This window comes from Salinicola socius, from assembly GCF_001937195.1.
GTDB classification, from domain to species: Bacteria; Pseudomonadota; Gammaproteobacteria; order Pseudomonadales; family Halomonadaceae; genus Salinicola; species Salinicola socius.
In genome coordinates, this window is record NZ_MSDO01000009.1 from 107,908 (window position 1) to 129,754 (window position 21,847).

The following is a 21,847-nucleotide window of genomic DNA, read 5'->3' on the forward strand; positions in this document are numbered from 1 at the left end:
GTTGGGATTATCGGGTAGCGTCTAGGTCCGATCGGGTCGAGAGATCCGATAACGAATGAAGCGAGGAGATAACGATGACCATTGTGCCGCGTCGCTGGCTACTGGCCTGTGGTGTCAGCCTGCTGCTGCCGATGGGGGTCGCCCATGCGGCCAATGCCCAGTCTCAGGACGACGGCGAACCGCAAGGCTCGACGCTTTGTACCAAGATTCCGATTCCCTGTGACGCGGTCATCGCCCATCGGGGCGCCTCCTACCAGGCGCCGGAGTCGACCCGGCCCGCTTACCTTCTGGCGCGGGATCTGGGCGTCGATTATCTGGAACTCGATCTACAGCGAACGAAAGATGGCGTGCTGGTGGCCATTCACGACAATACCCTGAACCGGAATACCAACGTGGCTGACGTGTTTCCCGACCGGGCCGACGCGGCAGTCTCGAGTTTCACGCTCGACGAGCTCAAGCAGCTCGACGCCGGCAGCTGGTTCAACGCGAGCTATCCGGACCGTGCCCGCGACAGTTATTCAGGTCTCGAAATATTGACGCTGGATGAGGTGATCGACATCGCCGAGAGTGGCGATAACCATCCCGGGCTCTATATCGAGACCAAGGTGCCCGAGCAGTTTCCGGGTATCGAACAGGATCTGCGGGACAAGCTCGAGGCGCGGGGATGGCTCGGCAAGGCAGCGAAGACTCGACCTGCCGCCGAACAGGGGGCTGTGAACGTGGGTGACACGCCGGGCCGCGTGGTGATGCAGACCTTCTCCAAGGCGAGCCTTGAGACGCTGGAGGAGACCATGCCGGAGGTACCGCGCGTCTTGCTGCTATGGCTGGGGAAGGGCGGTATCGAGGCCGCGCCAGCCAAGCCGCAGCGGGACGACGAGAGCAAGGCCGATTACTACGCCCGCCAGCAGGTCGCTTCACCAGAGGCGTATCGGTCCTGGCTCGACTTTGCCAAGGATCATGGCGCGATCGGCGTCGGCCCGTCGGCGATCCAGACGGAGCACGACGGCCAGTTCAGCAGCCAGTTCAGCTACATGGAGCTGGCCGAGCCCTGGATGGTCGGCATGGCCCATGACGACGGCATGCTGGTGCATCTCTATACGGTCGACGAGCCGGCGGACTTCGAACGCTACCAGCAGCGCGGCGTCGATGGCTTCTTCACCAACCGCGCGGAACAGTTGCTGGAATTCCATGGCCATCCGGCCCAGGACCAGGACGCCATCCTCGAGCGCCACGGCTACTGACGACCCGGTCGGGCATCGGCAAAATCGCGTCGACGCCCGGCGTACCCCACGATTTCGACAGAGGAGTTGTTGCATGAGCGCTTCGCGCCCCCAGGCCCAGCCAACCGTACAGATCGACAATGACCGTGTCGTGGTGACCGAGTGGCGCTTTCCTCCTGGCGCCGAGACCGGCTGGCATGCCCATGAGCACGACTATGTCGTGGTGCCGCAGTCCACCGGCAAGCTCGAACTCGAGACGCTGGATGGCCATACGTTCTCGACGCTGGAAGCCGGCGTTTCCTACTACCGGGACAAGGGCGCCGAGCACAACGTGGTCAATGCCAATGATTTCGAATTCGTGTTCGTCGAGATCGAGATCAAGTAGCGCGCTCACGTCGCCAGGCAATGGCGCTGCCTCGAACCATGGAGGATAATCGCCCGTCGGTCATCCTCCATTCATCACGGTATCGCGTTATGACTCAGCCTCACGTCCACGGCCCGGACTGCCAGCACGACCACAGCCACGACCATGATCATGGTGCTTCCGGTCACGTTCACGGCCCGCACTGCCAGCATCATCACCACGAAGCGCAAGCGCCGGCGCGCAATGCGATGAAGGATATCGGCCGCAACGACCCTTGCCCCTGTGGCAGCGGCAAGAAGTTCAAGAAGTGCCACGCCGGCTGAAAGCCTGTCATGGCTTGCCAGCTTCCATCATCGCCTTGAGATGTTCGAGAAACGCCTCGGTCGCCGCCGGCAGCGTGCGGTTGGCGAGTGTCTGCAGCTCCACGTGGCGCGCGTCCATGCCGGCATCTCTGATCGGCACCGCGACCAGCCGGTCATGAAGCAGCCGATGACGAATCGAAATCTCGCCGGCCAGAGCAATGGCGCCGCCCAGCATGGCGAAATTGACCAGTGCCTCGGTGTAGTTGCTGGTGAAAATCGACTCGAAGATCAGATTCTGCTGACTGCAGCAGATGTCGAACAGCTGACGTAACGTCGTCTCCGGGGGCGGCAGGGCGATAGGATGGGGCTGCAGCTGTGCCAGCTTCACGTCACGTCGGCTCGCCAGCGGGTGGTCATGGGCCATCAGCGCCTGGATGCGCGAGCGCTGGCGCGAGGCCACCTGAATGTCGCGCTCCGGGGCCAGGCTGAAGGTCAAGCCGATATCCGCTTCTCCCTCGCGTACCTTGCGTGTCACCTCGGCAGGCGAACTCACGCTGAGCCGAAACTGGATGCCTTGATAGCGGCGTCGAAATTGGATGATCGTCAGCGGTATGAAATCCACCGCGAAACCCTCCGAGCAAGCCAGACGCACCGTGCCACGTTCGAGCCCTTGAAGTGCTTGAATGTCACTGGCCACGCGTTCGGTTTCCAACTGCATGCGCCTGGCATGCGCCGCCAGTAGCTCCCCGGCGGCGCTCGGCACCATGCCTCTGGCGCGGCGCTCGAACAGCTGGGTGTCGAGCTCGTATTCGAGTCGCGCGATCTGCCGACTGATCGCCGAAGCCGCGACATTCAGGCGAATCGAGGCTTCGCTGATCGAGCCGCTTTTGACCACCGTCAGAAAATAGCGCAAGGCAGTTTCCTGCAGCGCGCGGCTATTCATCGCCATGAATATCGATCCATGAAACTCATCCTTTGTTTTTATTAAGGTTTGCCGAAATGGCAACGGTTGATTCTAAACATTGTACTTGTGGCATGGGTGGGCGTTCGATAGCTTCGAGTGAAACGGGGCATTTCTTCAAGCGGATCCACAACACAATATCCTCCGCCAACGAGGCGCCGCCGCCGGTCGTTCGGATGCTCATCCATCAACCCGATCTCATCCAACGATACGCTTTCGTGACAACAACACGCTCTCATCCAACAACACGCTCTCATCCAACAACACGCTCTCATCCAACAACACAACAATGAGGTTGAAATGCGATCTAACCTGACGCTTCGCCATATCGTGGCCGGCACGGCGCTGTGCTCCCTGTCACTACCGGCACTGGCCAACAAGGCCGACGATACGCTGGTCTACGCCTCGGACAGCGAACCCGAAAACATCAGTCCGTATCACAACAATCTGCGAGAGGGCGTGATCATCTCGCACCTGGCGTGGGATACGCTGATCTACCGCAACCCCGAGACCAACGCCTACGAGCCGATGCTCGCCACCGAGTGGCACTGGGTCGACGACACCACGCTGGAGATGACGCTGCGTCAGGGCGTGACGTTCCAGAATGGCGAGCCTTTCAATGCCGACGATGTGGTCTTCACCTTCAATTATGTGGTGTTGCCCGACTCGAAGGTGGTCACGCGTCAGAACACCGACTGGATCAAGAGCGTCGAGAAGATCGACGACACCCATGTCCGCTTCCATCTCAACGGGCCTTTCCCGGCGGCACTGGAATATCTCTCCGGTCCGCTTCCGGTCTTCCCGGATCAGTACTTCCAGAAAGTCGGCCTCGAGGGTTTCAGCAAGCAGCCGATCGGCACCGGCCCTTACCGGATTACCGAAGTGACGCCGGGGGAAGGCGTCAAGATGACCCGCAACGACGACTACTTCGCCGATAGCCCGATCGGCAAGCCGCACATCGGCAAGCTCGAATTCAAGGTGATTCCCGATCAGGATTCCCGCGTGGCGCAGTTGATGACGGGGCAGGTCGACTGGATCTGGCGTGTACCGGCAGATCAGGCCGAGCAGATGCAGGGCATGCCCAACCTGACCGTGGACAGTGGCGAGACCATGCGGGTCGGGTATATCTCCTTCGATGCTGCCAAGCGTGAAAATTCGCCGTTGAGTCATCTCGAAGTGCGTCAGGCGATCAATCACGCGATCAATCGCCAAGGCATGGCCGACAATCTGGTGCGGGGCGGCAGTCGACCCCTTTATGCGCCGTGCTTTCCCGCCCAGTTCGGCTGCGAGACTCAGGATGTGGTCGAGTACGATTATGACCCGGACAAGGCGCGCCAATTGCTGGCGGACGCCGGCTACGGCGATGGTTTCGAGCTGAACCTCTACGCCTATCGCGAGCGGGACTACGCCGAGGCGATGATCGGCGACCTGCGTAACGTCGGCATCCGCGTCAACTTACGCTTCATGACCTCGCCGGCGTTGCTCGAGCAGCAGCGCGGCGGCAACACCGACATGTCGTTCAAGACCTGGGGCTCCTATTCGGTCAATGACGTTTCCGCGTTCACCAGTGTCTATTTCGGTGGCGGTGCCGATGACCACTGGCAGGACGAGCAGGTGCAGCAGTGGCTCCACACCGGCGATACGTCCGTCGACCCCGACGTCCGCAAGGAGAATTATCGCAAGGCGCTCCAGCGGATCTCCGAGCAGGCCTACTGGGCGCCGCTGTTCTCCTACTCCACCTACTACGCCTATACCTCCGATCTGAATTTCACGCCCTACCCGGACGAGTTGCCGCGCTTCGCCGAGGCCAGCTGGAAGTAACGCTTTCCGCTATCCGTAACCCGTACGCGCGGTCCTGCGCCTGGTGAGGCGAGGCCGCGCGGCGTGAGGAGGTTTCATGGGCACTTTCATCATTCGCCGGATTCTGGTGGCGATCAGCGTGGCGCTGACCATCTCGATCGTCAGCTTCATGCTGCTGCATCTTTCCGGCGATCTGGCGACGTCGATCGCCGGGCCGGAGGCGACCGCCGAGCAGGTCGAGCAGATTCGCATCGACTACGGACTCGATCGGCCCATCGTCAATCAATACCTTGACTGGCTGGGTGGCGCGCTGACTTTCGATTTCGGCCGCTCCTACTACTACCAGAGCACGGTGGTCGATCTGATCGTCGATCGAATGCCGATCACGTTGACCCTGGGCGGCCTCGCGCTGGCACTGGCGGTGAGCATCGCGATCCCGCTCGGCGTGTTGGCGGCGCTCAAGCGCGACACCTGGGTCGATCGGCTGGCGCTGCTGTTTGCCGTCGTGGGTCAGGCGATGCCGAGTTTCTGGTTCGGCCTGACCCTGATCGTGATCTTCGCCGTCACCCTGCAGTGGCTGCCTGCCGCGGGTAGCGACGGCTGGCAGCATTTCGTGCTCCCGGCAATCGCGCTGGGCTACTACGCCACGCCCGCGATGATGCGCTTGACCCGGACCGGCATGCTCGAGGTGCTGGAGGCCGACTATATCCGCACGGCTCGGGCCAAGGGGCTGCGCACCGGGTCGGTGATCTTCAAGCACGCGCTGCGCAACGCGATCATTCCGGTGGTGGCGCTGGCCGCCGTCGAACTCGGGTTCATGCTCGGCGGTTCGGTGGTCATCGAGTCGGTCTTCTCGCTCAATGGGCTGGGTCAGCTGGCCTGGGATGCCATCTCGCGCAACGACTATCCCGTCGTGCAGGCCGTGGTGCTGATCATCGCGCTGTTCTACATCGTGCTGACGCTGCTGGCGGATGTCGCCAACGCGGCGCTCGATCCCCGTATCCGCACCCGCTGAGGAGACGACATGACGATTTCGAACGTTTCGCCGGCCGAGTCTTCCGCGTCGACGGCCGGCGCCTCTCTGGGCGAGATTCCGCTGCCGGCGCCGGCATGGTCGCGAGTGACCCGTCGACTGTTCGGCCATCGCGGTCTGGCGATCGGCCTGATCGTGGTCGGGCTGGCCGTGCTGATCGCGCTCTTCGCGCCGCTGCTGGCGCCTCATGACCCCTATCATCAGGACATCGCCAACCGGATGGTGCCGCCGGTGTGGCACGACAAGGGCTCATGGATACACGTACTGGGCACCGACAAGCTGGGCCGCGACACCTTGAGTCGGCTGCTCTTCGGCACTCGCATTTCATTGACCATCGGGCTGGTGGTCGCACTGATCTCCGGCATCATCGGCACCACGCTGGGCGTGCTGGCCGGCTATTTCGGCGGCCGTGTGGATGCGGTCATCAGCTACATCATCACCACGCGTCTGGCGATGCCGGTGGTGCTGGTGGCGCTGGCGCTCTCCTCGCTAACCGGTGGCTCGCTGACCACGGTGATCGTGTTGCTGGGTCTGCTGCTGTGGGATCGATTCGCGGTGGTGTCACGCTCGGTCACCCAGCAGGTGCGCGACGCCGAATACGTCTATGCGGCACGCACGCTGGGCTGCTCGCTGCCGTACATCCTGCTGCGGGAAGTGCTGCCCAACATCGCCGGCTCGCTGATCGTGGTGATGACCCTGGAGATGGCCCACGCGATCCTGCTCGAGGCGACGCTGTCGTTTCTCGGCATGGGCGTTCAGCCGCCGCTACCGTCCTGGGGGCTGATGGTCGCCGAAGGCAAGGCCTACATGTTCTTCCAGCCCTGGGTCATCGCAATTCCGGGGATCGCGCTGTTCGTGCTGGTACTGGCGATCAACCTGCTAGGCGATGGGCTACGGGATCTCAACGCACCGGGAGGGCGCAACTGATGCCATTGCTGGACGTGAAAAACCTGCGCGTCGATCTGCCGGTAGAGGCGGGTACGCTGCACGCCGTGCGCGGTATCGACTTCCACGTCGATCGCGGCGAGATGCTCTGCCTGGTCGGGGAGTCCGGCTGCGGCAAGTCGATGACGTCGCTGGCGCTGATGGGACTGCTGCCGCGCAAGGCCAGGCTGACGGCGGACCGGCTCGAATTCGACGGGATCGATCTGACCACGCTCTCCGAACGGCGCCGCAGCGACCTGCGCGGCGCGCGAATGTCGATGATTTTTCAGGAGCCGATGACCGCGCTCAATCCGGCCTACACGCTGGGCAATCAACTGTGTGAAGGCGTGATTCGACACCGTGGTGTCAGTCGGCGCGAGGCCAGCGAACGGGCGATCTATCTGCTGGAGCGCGTTGGCATCAGCGCCGCCAAGGACCGGCTCAATCAGTATCCCCATCAGCTCTCCGGCGGGTTGCGACAGCGCGTGATGATCGCCATGGCGCTGATGTGCGAACCCGACCTGATCATCGCCGACGAGCCGACCACGGCCCTCGACGTGACGATTCAGGCCCAGATCCTGCGCCTGCTGCGTGAGCTGCAGCAGGAGTTCGGCACCGCGGTGATCTTCATCACCCATGACCTCGGCGTGGTGGCACGCATCGCCGATCGCGTCTCGGTCATGTATGCCGGCGAGGTGATCGAATCGGCACCCACGCCGGCACTCTACGCCAATCCCGGACATCCCTACACACGCGGCCTGTTGAGCTGCATTCCCGCGCCGGGCAAGACGCCTCCCGGCAGTCGACTGCAGGCGATTCCGGGCGTCGTGCCCAGTCTCGTGGGGAACGTCGAAGGGTGCGCATTTCGCAATCGCTGTCCGCAGGCGCAGCCGACCTGTGAACGGACGCCGCCATTGAAATCGTTGCTCGACGATCACCAGGCCCGCTGTCACTTTGCCGATCAGTCGGTACCGGCGCCGCGTCAACCGGAGACGATGTCATGAACGTAGATTCGACCATCGAGATAGCCGGACCGCGCCCGTTGTCGACGACGCCGAGCGCCGCTTCGATATCGCGAACGCCGCCGGCACTGGAGCTTTGCGGACTCTCGAAAAGCTACACGCTGGGCGGTGGACTGTTCAAACGGGGACGCTCGCTCGGCGCGGTCAGCGACGTTTCACTGCGGATCCCGCGGGGGCAGGTCATGGGGCTGGTGGGGGAGTCGGGCTGTGGCAAGAGCACCCTGGCCAAGATGCTGCTGGGGCTGACGACACCCAGCGAGGGTGACGTGCTGGTCGATGGCAAGCCGCTGCGGGGCGCCAACCAGAAAGCGCTGGCGCGGCACGTTCAGCCGATCTTCCAGGATCCCTACTCTTCGCTCAATCCGCGCAAGCGGATTTCACAGATCGTTGGATTGCCGTTGCAGGTGCACGGCATCGGCACGGCCCGCGAGCGAGCGGCACGCGTCGCCGAAACCCTGGATGTGGTCGGGCTGCCCCGACGCGCCGCCGATCAGTTCCCGGGCCAGCTTTCGGGCGGCCAGCGCCAGCGCGTGGCCATTGCCCGCGCGTTGATCATGCGTCCGGATATCGTGATCTGCGACGAGCCGACCTCGGCGCTGGACGTCTCTGTTCAGGCACAGATTCTCAACCTGCTGCTGGATCTCAAGCAGGCGTTCGGATTGACCTACCTGTTCATCAGCCACGATCTGGCGGTGGTCGAGCATCTGGTCGATCGGGTGGCAGTGATGTACCTGGGGCGTATCGTCGAGGAGGGCACGCGAGCACAGATCTTCGGCGCGCCGCGTCATCCCTACACCCAGGCGCTGCTGGCCTCCGCCTTGACGCCGGAGCCCGGGCTGGGCGTGCCGGATATCGGGATGGGCGACGCCATGCCGGATCCGAGCGCGCCGCCCTCCGGGTGCGCCTTTCATCCGCGTTGCCCCAGGGCTGAGGCGGTCTGTCGTCAACAACGGCCGCGACTGGAGGATATCCGTGGCGACAACGCCCGAGTCGCCTGCCATTTCGCCTGAGTTCGTTCGACACGAACTCAGGCCGTTCCACCATCATTCGAATTCAACGAGGAGAGATTCATGGCGCGACCACAAGCGCTGCAACACGCGCGGGATGGCTTCGACAATGGCGACTTCCTGCGTCAGCTCGATGCCCGCATCGCGGTGCGTAGCGAAAGCCAGGAGGCGGGGCGCGACAGCGAATTACGCCGTTATCTGACCGACTTCGTGATTCCCGATATCGAGAAACTGGGATTCACCTGGGAGATCGTCGATAACCCGGTCAGCGGTTTCGGGCCGTTCCTGCTGGCCGAGCGTATCGAAGTCGAGACGGCGCTGACTTTGCTCACCTACGGTCACGGCGATGTCGTGCGCGGCTACGATTCGCAGTGGCGGGAAGGTCTGTCGCCCTGGCGAATCGTGGTCGAAGGCGAGCGCTGGTATGGCCGAGGCACTGCCGACAACAAGGGCCAGCACACCATCAACTTCGCAGCGCTTGCGAGTGTCATCGACGCGCGCGGCGGCAAGCTTGGCTACAACGTCAAGCTGATTCTGGAGATGGGAGAGGAGACCGGCTCGCCAGGGCTCAAGGCTGTCTGTGAAACCCATCGAGATCGCCTTTCGGCGGATCTGTTCATCGCCTCCGACGGTCCGCGGCTATCGGCGGACTCGCCGACACTATTCCTCGGCTCCCGCGGATCGTTCAATTTCGATCTACGCCTGCGCGTCCGTGACGGCGCGCATCACTCCGGTAACTGGGGCGGCGTGCTCTCGAATCCGGCAACCCGACTCGCCAATGCCTGGTCGACGCTGGTCGATGCCCACGGCAAGATCCTGATCGAAGGCCTGCGTCCGCCGGCGATTCCTGAACCGGTTCGCGAGGCGGTCGCCTCGCTCGAGGTCGGCGCGACACCTGGCGATCCGGCGATCGACACGAGCTGGGGCGAGCCGGGCCTGCTGCCCGCCGAGCGTCTGTTTGCCTGGAATACGCTGGAGCTTTTGGCGATCAAGGCCGGCAACCCGGATGCGCCCGCCAATGCGATTCCCGGAGAGGCGTATGCCCATTGCCAACTGCGCTTCGTGGTCGGCAGCGACCGCGAGCGCTTCCTCGAACATCTGCGTCGGCATCTCGACGCTCACGGCTTCGACGACGTGGAGGTCAGCAGCGCGCGCATGTCGCAGATGAATGCGACGCGACTCGACCCGTCGGATCCGTGGGTAACCTGGGCGCTGGCATCGATTCGCGAGTCCAGCGGCAAGGTGCCGACGCTGCTGCCCAACCTGGGCGGGTCGCTGCCCAACGATGTGTTCGCCGAAACGCTGGGGCTGCCGACGCTGTGGGTGCCGCACTCCTATCCGGCCTGCTCTCAGCACGCCCCCGACGAACACGCCCTGGCGAGCATCGTACGGGAAGGTCTGGGTATCATGGCCGGGCTATGGTGGGATCTGGCCGAACACGGACAAGACATGTTGAAGGAGCGCGAGCAATGGCATCGCTGAACGATGCAGAGAGAATGACGGCGACGGCCTGCGACTGGCTGGCCGGGCAGCAGGCGGAGATGGTCGACTGTTTGAAGACCTTGGTCGATATCGATTCCAACAGCTACGACAAGGCCGGCACCGATGCGGTGGCGGACGTCATCGTGGGCTGGCTGGAAGCGGACGGTATCGACGTGAAGCGCATCTCGCGCCCGGAATCCGGCGATATTCTCGAGGCGTGGCTGGAGGGCGACGGCAGCGATGCCGGTCATGTGCTGATGATGGGGCATCGCGATACGGTGTTTCCGACCGGCACGGTCGCCGAGCGTGGCTACACCCGGCAGGGCGATACCGCGTTCGGCCCCGGCGTTGCCGACATGAAATCGGGGCTGGTGCTCAATATCTTCGTGCTGCGGGCGCTCAAGCGCCTGTCGCCGTTGCCCTTCCCGGTGCGTGCACTATTCACCGCAGACGAGGAAATCGGCTCCCGCGACGGTACCGCCTTCATTCGCGAAGCGGCCAGTGGTGCACGGGCCGTGCTCAACGCCGAACCGGGCCGTATCAGCGGCAACGTGGTCACCGGCCGCAAGGGCGGAGCAGCCTTTCTGATCGAAGTGACCGGCAAGGCGGCCCATTCCGGTGTCAGCCATGCGGATGGCGCCAGCGCCATCGAAGCGTTGGCGCGCAAGATCGTCAGGCTCCATGCATTGACCGACTACGACAGCGGCGTGACCACCAACGTCGGATTGATCGAGGGTGGGGTGTCGCGCAACACCGTGGCCCCTTCGGCCACGGCACAGCTGGACACGCGCTTCGTCACCAACCAGCAGCGGCTCGATCTGCTGGCAGCGATCGAGGCGATCATTGCCGAGGAGGACATTCCTGGAACGCAGGCAACGATTCGTCAGACGTCGGGATTCCTGCCGATGGAGCCGGCGATGAGCGAGGGGCTGTTCGCGCGATACCGTACGCAGGCCGAGAAGATCGGCTTCAATGTCGAGGGCGAATTCACCGGTGGCTGTTCGGATGCCGGTACCACGGCGAGCCTGGGTATCCCCACGCTCTGCGGAACGGGCCCGGTGGGCGCCAAGATGCATACGGCAGATGAGTATTGCCGACTGGAGACCTTCGTGCCGCGCGCCCAGGCGGTGGCGGCGACAATCGTGAGTCTGGCTGCCGAACCATTGGTGCAACCATGAGTAGCGGCAGGCAGCACGGCATCCATCAACGGAATGAACGGTGCGACTTGCATTAGGTTACGCAAGGTGACGTTTCGGTTTCACTATGTCGATCAATGATACGTTTTGGCCTCCTTGTGGGGATTGCCGCGTTTCATAATCGACGGGTTCCCGCTTTGCGGGCACTAGCCAGAGGCACGCTGACAGAAGTCATGCCGATGTCATCCAGCCGCGCCACAATAATCGAAACGAACCTCATGCAGGGGAACCCGATGTCTACCGTCACCGCCACGGGCAATAGTCCCGCCAACCCGTCGTCTTCCTTATCTTCCTTCGAAGATCAGCTTTCGGCCTCCCGGTCCAGCAAGATCCTTGCAGACTATGTCAAGGATCATGGCGGTGCGGTGTGGAAAAGCGACCTTCAGGCGCTGGCCAACAATGCCAGCGGCAATACGCCGCCGGAGGTTTCCGCGGCCGCCAGCTATATGCTGAGCCACCCCGATGTCTACACGGCCATCGAGACTCTCGACAATCCGAACGCGGATGGTCTTTCCGGTCACTGGAACTTTCAGAACGCAGCCGATGGGGCGCTTGGGAGTACCGGGACGATGGCCGATCTGAAGGACGTCTTCGATCGAGCCATCAAGAGTTCGGCCGAGATCACCAAGCTGACCACCGAGAAGAAGACCGGGCTGGACGCCACCAAGCAGCGTCCTCAGAACTGATTCCTCGATCGTCACGAAAACGGGAAGCCAATGGCTTTCCGTTCTGGGTCGTATTGTTTTGTCGGGATCCTCGAGGCGTCCGGAGATCAGCGGCGATCGGCGAAACCATCGGTTGCCCGGACCAGCGCGGCCATGATTTCGGGTTCGCTGAACGCATGGCCGGCGGCTTCGATGATCTCGAGCCTCGCTTCGGGCCAGACCTTCGACAGATCCCAGGCGTTTTGAAGCGGGCAGACCATGTCGTAGCGACCGTGAATGATCACGCCGGGAATGCCTGTCAGGCGATCGGCCTGACGCAATAGCTGATCATCGAACTCGAAGAAACCCTTGTTGATGAAGTAGTGGTTTTCGATCCGGGCGAAGGCCAGTGCGAAGTGGTCGACGGCATGCGAAGCGGTGGCATCGACGGGAACCAGCTTCGAGGTTTCGCCTTCCCACACGCTCCAGCGCCGGGCGGCCTCGAGCTGGCGTTCGCGATCCTCGCCCATGAGCCGTTCGTGAAAGGCCGGGATGATATCGTCGCGCTGGCCCTCCGGGAGTATTTCGACCAGGCGCTCCCATTTTTCGGGGAACACGTTGCGCGCGCCGTGCTTGTAGAACCAGTCGAGCTCCTGCTGGCGCATGGTGAAGATGCCGCGCAGCACGAGTTCGCTGACACGCGCAGGATGGCGTTCGGCGTAGGCCAGTGCCAACGTCGATCCCCAGGATCCGCCGAAGATCTGCCATCGCTCGGCACCGATCATCTCGCGCAGACGCTCCATGTCTTCGGTGAGATGCCAGGTCGTGTTGTTGTCGAGACTGGCGTGCGGCGTCGAGCGCCCGCAGCCGCGCTGGTCGAACAGCAGGATGTCGTAGCGCGTTGGATCGAACAGCTGACGATGGATCGGCCGGCAGCCACCCCCGGGACCTCCGTGGAGGAAAACCACCGGCTTGCCGTCTGGGTTACCACAGCGCTCCCAGTAGATCTGGTGGCCGTCTTCGGTCTCCAGATGGCCACTGGCATGAGGTTCGAGGGGGGGATAGAGCGGATTGGATTCGGACATGATTGACCTTGTTGGAAATCTGACGCTGCGTCGTCTTGTCGTCGCACCAGCATAAGGGCCGCACGGGGAGGGTGCCAACTGCACTGCCGGCCCCGCCATCGAGATTCGGGCGGTCCGCACGGACAGTCGATGCCGATGATGTCGTCATGGACCTCTGCTACCATCGTCGCCTATATACGTTGGCAGAGCGCCGACACTCGAATCACGTTAGAGGGCAGCCGCGCATCGGGCTGCAACGGACATCCATGAAATCTCGCGACACCGGTTTTCGTCATCTGGTCTACTCCACGGGGTACTCGTTGAAAGGTCTGGTGGCGGCATTTCGCAACGAGACGGCCTTTCGCCAGGAAGTGGCGCTTTGCGTCGTGCTGGTGCCCTTTGCCTGGTGGATCGGCAAGAATCCCGTCGAATGGCTGGTGCTGGTCGGCAGTTGCATCTTCGTGCTGATCGTCGAACTGCTCAACAGCGCGGTGGAGACGGTCGTCGATCGAATCGGCCCCGAACATCACGAGCTCTCCGGGCGCGCCAAGGACATCGGCTCGGCGGCGGTGATGCTGGCCCTGGGGATGGCGGCCGTGACCTGGGGGCTGCTGGCCTGGGACAAGTTCTTCGGTTGATGTCGCCCAGTTCGTTGTCCCCGAGGCGAGTGAACAACGTCTAGTCTTCCAGATCCTGCGGGGTGTCGACATCCCGCCAAATGCCGGCATCGTCGACATCGACGAGATGAACGGCTTCGCGATTCGCCTTCACGATGGCTCTCGCCCCGTCTCCTTTCTTCAGCTGTGCCAGCGCCGGCCAGAAAGTGCGCCCGAACAGCACCGGATGACCGCGTTGTCCCTGATGGCAGGGTATGACGATACGCTCGGAACGGGCATGGCGATTGAGTTGTGCGCAGGTGGTCGCACTCAGCCACGGCATGTCTGCCAGTACCACGGCGGCAGCGACTGCCGGCTCGTCTTCAACGATCAGATGACGGAACGCGTCCCCGAGGCTGCCACCCAGCCCGCCGCTGGCGTGGGCCGCCGTCAGTCGCCGAAGCGGGGAGGTTCCGGCCAGCTCGAGCGCAGCGAGGACGGCATCGTCGCCCGGGCGCGTCGTCAGCCAGCATCGGGAATAGGCCTGTGAAACCGTTTCCAGCGTGGTCGCCAGCAGCGTTCGGCCGTCGCCGAGCCTGGCCTGTCGCTTGTCGCTGCCGAAGCGGCGAGACACGCCGGCCGCCATGATCAGCGCCACGACGGCTGGCGACTCGGTCTGGGAGTCAGAGCTCATGGCGTGACTTGCCGCGCCTTACGCGGAGCACGTCTGCGACCACGGCGAGGGCGATCTCGGCAGGCGTCTTGCTGTCGAGATTGAGCCCGATCGGCATCTGGATGCGCGAAATGGCGTCGTCGTCCAGTCCGCCGGAGCGCTTGAGACGCTCGGCGCGCTTCTCGGAAGTGCGTTTCGACCCCATCACGCCGATGTAGAACGCCGGCGTGCGTACCGCTTCGATCATCGCCAGATCGTCGATCCGGGGGTCGTGGGTCAGCGCGACGATGGCGGTAGCGGCGTGGGTGGCGCCGGCGCCGATGAACAATGACGGCAGCACCGACTGCATCTCGATGCCCTCGACCTGGAAATCGCGGCGGGCTTCTTCTCTGGGGTCGCAGACGATCACCTCGAAGCCCAACGTGCGCGCGAACTCGGCGCAGAAACGCGACACCGGCGAAATGCCCGCGATGATCAGGCGCAGAGCCGGCCCCACCCGAAGCTGAATGATCTGGCCGTCGCGCTCGACCCGCGGACCATTCTCGCCGCCCTCGACGAAGCGCTTGCGGCCGCTCTCCAGATCGATCCGCCGGACCAGCGAGCGCTGGCCCAACAAGGTGGCGTGAAGCACTTCCAGATGCGTCAGCGTCGCGGCATCCGGCGTCAGCCGATCCACCAGCACGTCCAGAATCCCGCCGCAGGGCAGCGATACCTGAGGGGATTCGTCGGCGCCTTCACCGTAGCGTACGACCGACAGCGCATCGTCGAAATGCCCCTCGGCGATCCTGCCGAGAAAGTCCTCTTCGATGCAGCCGCCGGAGAGCGAGCCGACATGCGTGCCGTCGGCCTTGGCGACCAGCATCGAGCCCGGCTCGCGCGGCGAGGAGCCGAATGTCGCCAGCACGCTGCAGAGCCAGATCGGTTCGCCGGCATTGGCCCATTCGAGGGCGGCATCGATGACTTGGAGATCGAGGTGTTGCATGAGGTTTCCGTTGTGAGCGAGAAGGCCGCGTCTTCCGTGACGGGCGGAAAGGTCATGGTGCCTAGGATAAGGGATCTTCGGGGGCCCGTGGGGTCGAGTTCCGCAACGATGCGCCATTTGACGGGCGGCCGTGAGTCATGATCGACGGCCGGCGAACGGCGAATGAGGAGCGACTCACGACCAGCGAATGACTGGTGAACGTCAGCACCGGGCGATGCGCTTGCAGAAGTCCTCGAAGCGGCCGCTGTAGTAGTGCTCGCGAGGCCAGCCGGTGCGCGGGAGATAGAAGAACATCTCCTCGAGCCGCGACTTGATGGTCGAATGATTCTTGGTGTCGATGACGAACACATGCTTGCCCTTGGCATCGTTGGGACTCTCCGCCAGCTGGCGCAGGATGAATCGAACCAGCGAGTCCTCCTGGGGCATGCTGTAGCCGACGATCACCAGCACGTCGGTTTCGCGCAACAGACGCACGGCCTTGGGAAAGACCTGATGGAAATAGGGTTCGTCGTAGTCCTGAACCTGGGACGGCAGGATCAGCAGCGGCGGCTCCTGCCGGATTTCGGTATCGCTGCGGCGGCGATACTCGAAGTCGAAACCCTGAGCCGTGGGCAGGATCTCGAACCCGCCGTTGATCTTGATCACGTTGCGATCGACGGTGCGCGGCAGGTGCTCCCAGATCGAACCGCCGCAGATCCGCTGTGGCGTGATGCCGCGATACAGGCGACCGAATACCGGAGCCTGCTGGCGGTAGACGTGCTCGAGGATGGTCTCGATGGTGAAATCGTAATTGGTGGTCAGAAAGTGATAGAGCGGCCAGTTCTCGTCGAGGCCGGCGCGTTCCGCGCGATCTTCCAGCGAGGCGAAGAATTGCGTGATCGCGCGCTGGCCGTCGCTGTCGTAGGGCGAGGTGAAGCGTAACGTGGTGTCATCGACGTTATGGATATCGCAGGCGGCGCTGAAGCGACGCATGACCAGGGTACGCAGCTCGTGAATGCTCAGCCGCAGGTTCTGGTCGTCGAAGTAGCGATTGCGGATATCGGGGTAGCGTACCTGCATGTCGAGCACGTAGCGCAGGTTCTTGAATCGCTCGAAGTCCAGGTGGCGATAATGCTCCCAGCCGATGACGTGCATCACATGCTGGAGGTTGGGAAAATCGCGAATGTCGTCGAGATCGATGGCGAACAGCTCGCCGTCGGTGGGCGAGCGCGGATCCCACGCCTTCGAGAACCCCGCGCCGCACCAGAAGGTGACGACGGGCGGCTTGCGCAGCCCGAAATCCTGCGCCAGCAGGCCCGACATGAGCGTATCGAACGCCTCGACGGTGGCGGCGTTGCTGATCTCGGTGGATGACATCGAATCACGCCTCCCGGGGCGGCGGCACGTCCACCACGTCATCCAGGCCAATATCGACCGCCGGTGCCGATTGGGTGATCCGTCCGACCGAAATGAAGTCGACGCCGGTTTCGGCGATGGCGCGTATCGTCTCCAGGCGCACGCCGCCGGACGCTTCCAGCGGTACGCGGCCGCTCACCAGCTCGACGGCGCTGCGCATCGTCTCCACCGCCATGTTGTCGAGCATGATCATGTCCGCGCCGGCGGCGAGCGCTTCCTCCACCTGATCCAGCCGGTCGCACTCCACTTCGATACGCGTCAGCACCGGCACTCGTGATCGAGCCCGCGCCACGGCCTCTGCGATACCGCCGCAGACCGCGATGTGGTTGTCTTTCAGCATCACGCCACTGTCGAGGCCGAGCCGATGGTTGCGACCGCCGCCGCAGGCCACGGCGTGTTTTTCCAGCGCGCGCAGGCCGGGCGTCGTCTTGCGGGTATCGACCAGCTGCGCGCCGGTGCCGGCGATCCGTTCGACGTATTGCGCCGTGAGGGTCGCGATGCCCGACAGATGCTGGATCAGATTCAACGCGGTGCGCTCTGCCGTCAGCAGGCTACGGGCCGGGCCTTGCAGCCGCATCAGCGTGATGCCTTCGGAGACCGTCTGGCCGTCCACGGCCAACCGTTCGATCTCGATACGCGCGTCGTAGAGCGAGAACACGCGGGCGGCGACCGCAAGCCCGGCGATCGTCATTGGCTCTCTTGCGCGCATCTCGAACTGGCCGATCGACGCTTCGTCGACCATCAGGGTCGCGGTCAGATCCACGTGACCGATATCTTCGGCCAGGAAGTCGCGCAGGCGTGCGTCGAGTGCCATGGGGTCCATCTGCCACACGGTCGAAACGTCAGAGACTAGGGAGGTTGCGGTCATCGAAAATTCCATGGCGGTTTCATCGTCTTCGAGACTATCGCGTTATCATGGGCGCTGCAGTGATGCGCTTACTGTAAATGACAAAATGTCCAAAAAGCACAAGGTGGGGAATTGCCAATGAGCGCTCGGGGTTGGATATGGGGCGTCTGGATACTGGTCCTTTCGTGTTACGTCGTGCCGTATGGTCTGCTTGGACAGGTTCATGCCTGGTACGGCAGCTTCCTGTTCTGGTGCGTGGTCGGCGTGCTGGTCATCGTCGCCAACATCATGATCACCCGGACGTTTCAGACAGGGGAGTCGCCTGACGCGGAGCCTCGCGGTGACGAGTTGCCGACGCAGCGGAGGCGCAGACGATGACGACAGGACTGATCTGGAGCGCGGTCATCGTCTACCTGATCGTGGGCCTGGGCGTTGCCTTTCTCTCCCGCGGCAAGACCACCAACGGGGCCGGTGTCGACATGTCCGGGTATTTTCTCGGCAACCGCCAGATGAACGGTTTCGTCTCGGCGCTGAGCTACAGTGCCACGACCTACAGTGCCTTCATGATGGTGGGGTTGGCGGGGCTGACCTACGCCGGGGGCGTCGGCGCGTTCGGGTTCGAGATCGTCTATTTCGCCGGCGTGTCGCTGGTAGCGATCTTCGGGCCCAAGTTCTGGGCGGTGGGCAAGCGTTTCGGTTACGTGACGCCCAGCGAGATGCTCGGCCATCGATACGGCGATCGAAAAGTCGCCGTGGCGACCGCCATCGCCAGCTGTCTGTTTCTGATCCCCTATGCGGCGGTACAACTGGCCGGCGTCGGCTATCTGCTGGCGGGGATGAGCGGCGGCGCGATCTCGTTCACCACCGGCGTGGTCGTGTCGACGGTACTGGCGATCCTGTTTTCCTATATCGCCGGGATTCGTTCGGTGATGTGGACGGACTCGCTGCAGGCACTGTTCATGATCGTCGCGTCGACACTGGTGGCACTGCTGGTGGTGCACTCGCTTGGCGGCTTCGCCGAGCTGTTCGACACGCTCGCCACGGAGCACCCGGCTTCTCTCACGGTCCCTGGGCCAGGACTTTTCAGCTTCACCACCTTTCTGGGGCTGACGATTCCATGGTTCTTCTTCAGTCTCTCCAACCCCCAGGTCAGCCAGCGGCTGTTCATGCCGGCGTCGCTGAAGTCGATGCGCCAGATGCTGATCGGCTTTCTGATCTTCGGTTTCCTCTACACCGTTGTCTCGGTGCTGTGGGGCTTCTCGGCGCTGGTGGCGTTCCCCGATCTGGCCCAGTCGGATCTGGCGACGCCGACGCTGCTGGCCTCCGAACACGTGCCGCCGGTGCTGGGCGTGATCGTGATGGTGGGGATTCTGGCGGCGGCGGTGTCGACCATCGATTCGATCATGCTGACGCTGTCGTCGATGCTGTCGCGGGACGTCTATGCCAACATCGCCACCGCTGCCAGCGAGGCGACACAGCTCAAGGTAGGCAAATGGGTGCTGCCGGTCATCGCGATTCTCGCCTTCCTGTTCGCGGAGCTGCAGCTCAGTCTGATCGCGGTGCTCTCGGTGGCGGCTTCCACCGGTCTGGTCGTCGTCGTTCCGGCGATCATCGGCGCCTTCTACTGGAAACGCGGTACGGCGGCCGGTGCGCTGGCCAGCATCGTCATCGGCGGTCTGGTCGTCATCGCGCTTTACCTGAGCGGCGCCAAACCGCTGGGGCTGCCGGCAGGTATCTGGGCGCTGCCGGTTGCCGTGGCGCTGTTCGTGATCGTGAGTCTACTGACCCGGCCGAACCGAGAGTCGGCCAGCGAGTTCATGACAACGGCGGGCACGGCGACATCGAGTGGCGGGAGAGCTGCTGCAGGCGAGTCTTCCGGCATCTCGCCCGACGGTCGCCTGTAACCGACCGAAAGCTTGTCCTTCATCTTCCGAGCCCGGCTTCGTGCCGGGTTTTTTTATGCACGGCGTTTTCCTGGAGGGTTTTTGCCTGCCGGGCTTGCTGCCGCAGTACCAGCAGCACGAGCCACATGCCCAGGACCAGCGGTATCAGCATCAGGTTGAGCGTCTGCCAGCCGAGCCAGGCATTCAGCGGTCCGGCGAGTAGCGCCGAAAGGGCCGTCAGCGAAAACACCGCGCAGTCATTGAGGGCCTGTACCCGCGGGCCTTCGCCGGGGCGATAGGTGGTGGTCAGCCACGCGCTGGCGGGCAGGAAAGTGAAGTTCCAGCCTATTCCCAGCAGGAACAGACCGATAGCGAACGTCCACAAGGAGGCGGGCAGCAGGGCGTAGAGCAGACTGGCCAGTAGACTCAACGAACCCACGACAATCATCCGCTGATGGCCGAAGCGCCGGGTCAGGTCGCCGGTGACGAACGAGGGCGCGAACATCGCCAGGATATGCCACTGGATCACGTTGGTGACGTCGCCAAAGCCGTGCCCGGCGTGTGTCATGGCCAGCGGCGTTGCGGTCATCGCCAGATTCATGGTGGCGTAGCTCAAGGTGGCGATCAGTACCGCGGCGAGCAGCGGTGGATGGCGCAGCAGCGCGCCGGGTCGGCGCGCCAGCTTGGAGTCGGGGCTGCGCTGTGGAGACGGAAGTGTCAGCCGCGACAGCAGTACCAGTGCCAGCGCGTAGAGTCCGGCGAGACCTACGAAGCAACCCAGGAAGGGAATCTCGAAACCGTGCTGTGAAGCGCGCGCCAGCCAAGGCCCGAGAAAGGCAGCGATGACGCCGCCGGCCATCACCAGACTCAGCGCTCGGTCACGTTGGGCGGGGCCAGCCGCGTCGATGGCCGCGAAGCGGTAGAGCATGCCGGCACCGATGCTCATGCCGATGGCGAACGTTCCCAGATTGAACAGCGGGAAATTCGATGCCTGCAGCGCCAGCATGCAGATCGCGATGCCGACAAGCCCGACACCGTTGCCGATCAAGAAGGTGCGCTTTCTCCCAAGCCTCGCGGTCAGCCAACCGGAAGGCAGGGTGGCTGCCGTCAGCCCCAACAGTTGGGCTGCCACGGGTAACGTGCTCCAGTCGGCATTCGCTGATAGTTGATTACCCACCAGCGGCGAGACGGCAATCAGCAGGATATTACCGCTGACCAGCAGTGCCTGGCATAGCGCCAGACCCCAGACAGTGAGCGGCAGGCGCGGTGTGATCCGAGTCGTCATGAGGCATCTCGCGTTTCAGGATTGGCGCCGGCAAGGCCGAACCGGGCACGGTAAGCGCTGGGTGCCAACCCGTAGCGACGCTGGAATTGGCGGCGTAACTGCTCGGCACCGCCAATGCGGCAATGCTCGGCAATCCGTGTCAGCGAGGCATCGCTCTCCGCCAGCAGACGGCGTGCGGATTCCAGTCGCAGACGGGTCAAGAATTCGAACGGGGTCATCTGTAACTGCTGGCGAAACAGGCGTTGAAAGTGACGCGGCGTGACGGCTATCGATTCGGCCAGGCCTTCGCTGTTCCAGTCCGCCAGCGGATCGTTCAGCACTCGATCAATCAGCGTCCTCAGCCTGCCGTGACTGGCGAGCTGGCAGCGAAGCCCTTCACTGAACTGTGCCTGATCGCCGGGTCGATGGAGAAACATGACCAGCTCTCGCGCCACCTCCCCCGCGAGTCGATGATCGTGATCCTGGGCGACCAGCGCGAGCGCCAGATCCATGCCGGCGGTGACGCCAGCGCTGGTGTAGAGGTTGCCGCTTTGACGATAGAGCGCATCGGCTGCGACATGGATCTTGGGGAATTCCCGCGCCAGCCGTTCGGCCTGCCGCCAGTGCGTCGTGACGCAGCGGCCGTCGAGCAGGCCGGTTCTCGCCAGCGCAAAAGCGCCGGTGCAGATCGAGCCGACACGAGATGCCGATACGGCCCGTTCGGCGAGCATCCGAATGACCCTGTCGTCGAGATCGTGAACGCCGTGACCGCCGGCGACCAGCAGCGTATCGGTGGGGGACGTCGTGGCCGACGGACGGCTGGTCGATGCGAATGCGCTCAATGCATGAGTGGCCACCAGCGTCATGCCGCCGTTGGACGTGACTTCGCCGGGTTCGATGGCGTTGAGACGCAGGTCATAGTGGCGGCGGCCCAGCAATGTGTTGGCGCTGGCAAAGACCTGCCAGGGCCCGCTGGCGTCCAGCAGTTGGCAGTTCGGATAAACGAAGAGATCGACGGTATGGGACACACCCTTGCCTCTGCTGAAGATGACGCGAATCTCGAAGGTGACTCGGGCCGATTGCGATGAGCCCAGTGTGAGTCGATCGAGGTATGTCGGCAATGACATCAATCCCACCCGAAACGACATGGTGGCCCGCTTCGATATCGCCGACTCGAGTGGTGCCATC

The 21,847-nt window shown here is 63.3% G+C and carries 22 protein-coding genes; 14 read left to right on the forward strand and 8 right to left on the reverse strand.

Going from position 1 to position 21,847, the window contains the following annotated elements; genetic code table 11:
* The first annotated feature begins 74 nt into the window (after positions 1 to 74).
* From BTW07_RS07610 to BTW07_RS07620, 3 genes are all read left to right on the forward strand, one after another.
* Positions 75 to 1,241 carry a glycerophosphodiester phosphodiesterase gene (locus tag BTW07_RS07610; RefSeq protein ID WP_075569568.1) on the forward strand — a complete coding sequence of 389 codons (1,167 nt, stop codon included), beginning with the start codon at positions 75 to 77 and terminating at the stop codon, positions 1,239 to 1,241.
* Positions 1,242 to 1,314: 73 nt separating this feature from the next.
* A complete protein-coding gene (locus tag BTW07_RS07615) occupies positions 1,315 to 1,605 on the forward strand; it encodes a cupin domain-containing protein (RefSeq protein WP_075569569.1) in 291 nt (96 codons plus the stop codon).
* An 89-nt stretch (positions 1,606 to 1,694) separates the two neighbouring features.
* Entirely contained in the window at positions 1,695 to 1,907 is a 213-nt protein-coding gene (locus tag BTW07_RS07620) for an SEC-C metal-binding domain-containing protein (RefSeq protein ID WP_075569738.1), read from the forward strand.
* A 7-nt stretch (positions 1,908 to 1,914) separates the two neighbouring features.
* Here the strand turns inward: BTW07_RS07620 and BTW07_RS07625 are convergent, their stop codons facing one another.
* Positions 1,915 to 2,835, reverse strand: coding sequence for a LysR family transcriptional regulator (locus tag BTW07_RS07625; protein WP_232823841.1), 921 nt, complete (start codon positions 2,833 to 2,835; stop codon positions 1,915 to 1,917).
* A 312-nt stretch (positions 2,836 to 3,147) separates the two neighbouring features.
* Between BTW07_RS07625 and BTW07_RS07630 the strand changes: the two genes are divergently transcribed.
* From BTW07_RS07630 to BTW07_RS07665, 8 genes are all read left to right on the forward strand, one after another.
* A complete protein-coding gene (locus tag BTW07_RS07630) occupies positions 3,148 to 4,668 on the forward strand; it encodes an ABC transporter substrate-binding protein (protein WP_075569570.1) in 1,521 nt (506 codons plus the stop codon).
* Between the two features lie 76 nt (positions 4,669 to 4,744).
* Complete coding sequence (locus BTW07_RS07635) at positions 4,745 to 5,662, forward strand: ABC transporter permease (RefSeq protein ID WP_075569571.1); 918 nt, start codon at positions 4,745 to 4,747, stop codon at positions 5,660 to 5,662.
* A gap of 9 nt (positions 5,663 to 5,671) precedes the next feature.
* Positions 5,672 to 6,607 (forward strand): ABC transporter permease, encoded by a 936-nt coding sequence (locus BTW07_RS07640; RefSeq protein WP_083941643.1) that lies wholly within the window; start codon positions 5,672 to 5,674, stop codon positions 6,605 to 6,607.
* Positions 6,607 to 7,608 carry an ABC transporter ATP-binding protein gene (locus BTW07_RS07645; protein ID WP_075569572.1) on the forward strand — a complete coding sequence of 334 codons (1,002 nt, stop codon included), beginning with the start codon at positions 6,607 to 6,609 and terminating at the stop codon, positions 7,606 to 7,608. Before BTW07_RS07640 ends, BTW07_RS07645 begins: the two co-directional genes overlap by 1 nt.
* On the forward strand, positions 7,605 to 8,636 hold the full coding sequence (locus tag BTW07_RS07650; protein ID WP_110661309.1) for an ABC transporter ATP-binding protein: 1,032 nt from the start codon (positions 7,605 to 7,607) through the stop codon (positions 8,634 to 8,636). Before BTW07_RS07645 ends, BTW07_RS07650 begins: the two co-directional genes overlap by 4 nt.
* A 60-nt stretch (positions 8,637 to 8,696) precedes the next feature.
* Positions 8,697 to 10,115: a M20 family metallopeptidase gene (locus BTW07_RS07655; RefSeq protein ID WP_075569573.1), complete on the forward strand. Its 1,419-nt coding sequence runs from the start codon at positions 8,697 to 8,699 to the stop codon at positions 10,113 to 10,115.
* On the forward strand, positions 10,103 to 11,293 hold the full coding sequence (locus BTW07_RS07660) for a M20 family metallopeptidase (RefSeq protein WP_208605387.1): 1,191 nt from the start codon (positions 10,103 to 10,105) through the stop codon (positions 11,291 to 11,293). Before BTW07_RS07655 ends, BTW07_RS07660 begins: the two co-directional genes overlap by 13 nt.
* Positions 11,294 to 11,490: 197 nt before the next feature.
* A complete protein-coding gene (locus BTW07_RS07665) occupies positions 11,491 to 11,997 on the forward strand; it encodes a hypothetical protein (protein WP_208605388.1) in 507 nt (168 codons plus the stop codon).
* 86 nt (positions 11,998 to 12,083) lie between these two features.
* On the opposite strand, the gene pip is transcribed toward BTW07_RS07665, so the two are convergent.
* Positions 12,084 to 13,040 carry a prolyl aminopeptidase gene (gene pip, locus BTW07_RS07670; protein WP_075569574.1) on the reverse strand — a complete coding sequence of 319 codons (957 nt, stop codon included), beginning with the start codon at positions 13,038 to 13,040 and terminating at the stop codon, positions 12,084 to 12,086.
* Between the two features lie 245 nt (positions 13,041 to 13,285).
* On the opposite strand from pip, the gene BTW07_RS07675 reads away from it, so the two are divergent.
* Entirely contained in the window at positions 13,286 to 13,657 is a 372-nt protein-coding gene (locus tag BTW07_RS07675) for a diacylglycerol kinase (protein ID WP_075569575.1), read from the forward strand.
* A gap of 40 nt (positions 13,658 to 13,697) precedes the next feature.
* On the opposite strand, the gene BTW07_RS07680 is transcribed toward BTW07_RS07675, so the two are convergent.
* From BTW07_RS07680 to nadC, 4 genes are all read right to left on the reverse strand, one after another.
* Entirely contained in the window at positions 13,698 to 14,309 is a 612-nt protein-coding gene (locus BTW07_RS07680) for a nucleotidyltransferase family protein (protein WP_075569576.1), read from the reverse strand.
* Positions 14,299 to 15,270, reverse strand: coding sequence for an XdhC family protein (locus BTW07_RS07685; RefSeq protein WP_075569577.1), 972 nt, complete (start codon positions 15,268 to 15,270; stop codon positions 14,299 to 14,301). The genes BTW07_RS07680 and BTW07_RS07685 overlap by 11 nt, the downstream gene beginning before the upstream one ends.
* Before the next feature lie 201 nt (positions 15,271 to 15,471).
* A complete protein-coding gene (locus tag BTW07_RS07690) occupies positions 15,472 to 16,626 on the reverse strand; it encodes an SIR2 family protein (RefSeq protein WP_075569578.1) in 1,155 nt (384 codons plus the stop codon).
* Positions 16,627 to 16,630: 4 nt separating this feature from the next.
* Positions 16,631 to 17,533, reverse strand: coding sequence for a carboxylating nicotinate-nucleotide diphosphorylase (gene nadC / locus BTW07_RS07695; RefSeq protein WP_208605389.1), 903 nt, complete (start codon positions 17,531 to 17,533; stop codon positions 16,631 to 16,633).
* A 117-nt stretch (positions 17,534 to 17,650) separates the two neighbouring features.
* Between nadC and BTW07_RS07700 the strand changes: the two genes are divergently transcribed.
* Together BTW07_RS07700 and BTW07_RS07705 are read left to right on the forward strand one after the other, a co-directional pair.
* Entirely contained in the window at positions 17,651 to 17,890 is a 240-nt protein-coding gene (locus BTW07_RS07700) for a hypothetical protein (protein WP_075569579.1), read from the forward strand.
* Entirely contained in the window at positions 17,887 to 19,416 is a 1,530-nt protein-coding gene (locus BTW07_RS07705; RefSeq protein ID WP_083941647.1) for a sodium:solute symporter family protein, read from the forward strand. The genes BTW07_RS07700 and BTW07_RS07705 overlap by 4 nt, the downstream gene beginning before the upstream one ends.
* Before the next feature lie 19 nt (positions 19,417 to 19,435).
* Here BTW07_RS07705 and BTW07_RS07710 read toward each other — a convergent pair whose 3' ends face one another.
* Positions 19,436 to 20,680, reverse strand: coding sequence for an MFS transporter (locus BTW07_RS07710; protein WP_075569580.1), 1,245 nt, complete (start codon positions 20,678 to 20,680; stop codon positions 19,436 to 19,438).
* Entirely contained in the window at positions 20,677 to 21,786 is a 1,110-nt protein-coding gene (locus BTW07_RS07715; RefSeq protein WP_083941679.1) for a GlxA family transcriptional regulator, read from the reverse strand. The genes BTW07_RS07710 and BTW07_RS07715 overlap by 4 nt, the downstream gene beginning before the upstream one ends.
* Between the last annotated feature and the right edge of the window lie 61 nt (positions 21,787 to 21,847).

What these genes read in the sequence shown, in the direction of transcription:
- BTW07_RS07610 (WP_075569568.1), top strand. Translation starts at nt 75, where the DNA reads ATGACCATTGTGCCGCGTCGCTGGCTACTGGCCTGTGGTGTCAGCCTG.
- BTW07_RS07615 (WP_075569569.1), top strand. Translation starts at nt 1,315, where the DNA reads ATGAGCGCTTCGCGCCCCCAGGCCCAGCCAACCGTACAGATCGACAAT.
- BTW07_RS07620 (WP_075569738.1), top strand. Translation starts at nt 1,695, where the DNA reads ATGACTCAGCCTCACGTCCACGGCCCGGACTGCCAGCACGACCACAGC.
- BTW07_RS07625 (WP_232823841.1), bottom strand. Translation starts at nt 2,835, where the DNA reads ATGGCGATGAATAGCCGCGCGCTGCAGGAAACTGCCTTGCGCTATTTT.
- BTW07_RS07630 (WP_075569570.1), top strand. Translation starts at nt 3,148, where the DNA reads ATGCGATCTAACCTGACGCTTCGCCATATCGTGGCCGGCACGGCGCTG.
- BTW07_RS07635 (WP_075569571.1), top strand. Translation starts at nt 4,745, where the DNA reads ATGGGCACTTTCATCATTCGCCGGATTCTGGTGGCGATCAGCGTGGCG.
- BTW07_RS07640 (WP_083941643.1), top strand. Translation starts at nt 5,672, where the DNA reads ATGACGATTTCGAACGTTTCGCCGGCCGAGTCTTCCGCGTCGACGGCC.
- BTW07_RS07645 (WP_075569572.1), top strand. Translation starts at nt 6,607, where the DNA reads ATGCCATTGCTGGACGTGAAAAACCTGCGCGTCGATCTGCCGGTAGAG.
- BTW07_RS07650 (WP_110661309.1), top strand. Translation starts at nt 7,605, where the DNA reads ATGAACGTAGATTCGACCATCGAGATAGCCGGACCGCGCCCGTTGTCG.
- BTW07_RS07655 (WP_075569573.1), top strand. Translation starts at nt 8,697, where the DNA reads ATGGCGCGACCACAAGCGCTGCAACACGCGCGGGATGGCTTCGACAAT.
- BTW07_RS07660 (WP_208605387.1), top strand. Translation starts at nt 10,103, where the DNA reads ATGGCATCGCTGAACGATGCAGAGAGAATGACGGCGACGGCCTGCGAC.
- BTW07_RS07665 (WP_208605388.1), top strand. Translation starts at nt 11,491, where the DNA reads ATGTCATCCAGCCGCGCCACAATAATCGAAACGAACCTCATGCAGGGG.
- pip (WP_075569574.1), bottom strand. Translation starts at nt 13,040, where the DNA reads ATGTCCGAATCCAATCCGCTCTATCCCCCCCTCGAACCTCATGCCAGT.
- BTW07_RS07675 (WP_075569575.1), top strand. Translation starts at nt 13,286, where the DNA reads ATGAAATCTCGCGACACCGGTTTTCGTCATCTGGTCTACTCCACGGGG.
- BTW07_RS07680 (WP_075569576.1), bottom strand. Translation starts at nt 14,309, where the DNA reads ATGAGCTCTGACTCCCAGACCGAGTCGCCAGCCGTCGTGGCGCTGATC.
- BTW07_RS07685 (WP_075569577.1), bottom strand. Translation starts at nt 15,270, where the DNA reads ATGCAACACCTCGATCTCCAAGTCATCGATGCCGCCCTCGAATGGGCC.
- BTW07_RS07690 (WP_075569578.1), bottom strand. Translation starts at nt 16,626, where the DNA reads ATGTCATCCACCGAGATCAGCAACGCCGCCACCGTCGAGGCGTTCGAT.
- nadC (WP_208605389.1), bottom strand. Translation starts at nt 17,533, where the DNA reads ATGACCGCAACCTCCCTAGTCTCTGACGTTTCGACCGTGTGGCAGATG.
- BTW07_RS07700 (WP_075569579.1), top strand. Translation starts at nt 17,651, where the DNA reads ATGAGCGCTCGGGGTTGGATATGGGGCGTCTGGATACTGGTCCTTTCG.
- BTW07_RS07705 (WP_083941647.1), top strand. Translation starts at nt 17,887, where the DNA reads ATGACGACAGGACTGATCTGGAGCGCGGTCATCGTCTACCTGATCGTG.
- BTW07_RS07710 (WP_075569580.1), bottom strand. Translation starts at nt 20,680, where the DNA reads ATGACGACTCGGATCACACCGCGCCTGCCGCTCACTGTCTGGGGTCTG.
- BTW07_RS07715 (WP_083941679.1), bottom strand. Translation starts at nt 21,786, where the DNA reads ATGTCATTGCCGACATACCTCGATCGACTCACACTGGGCTCATCGCAA.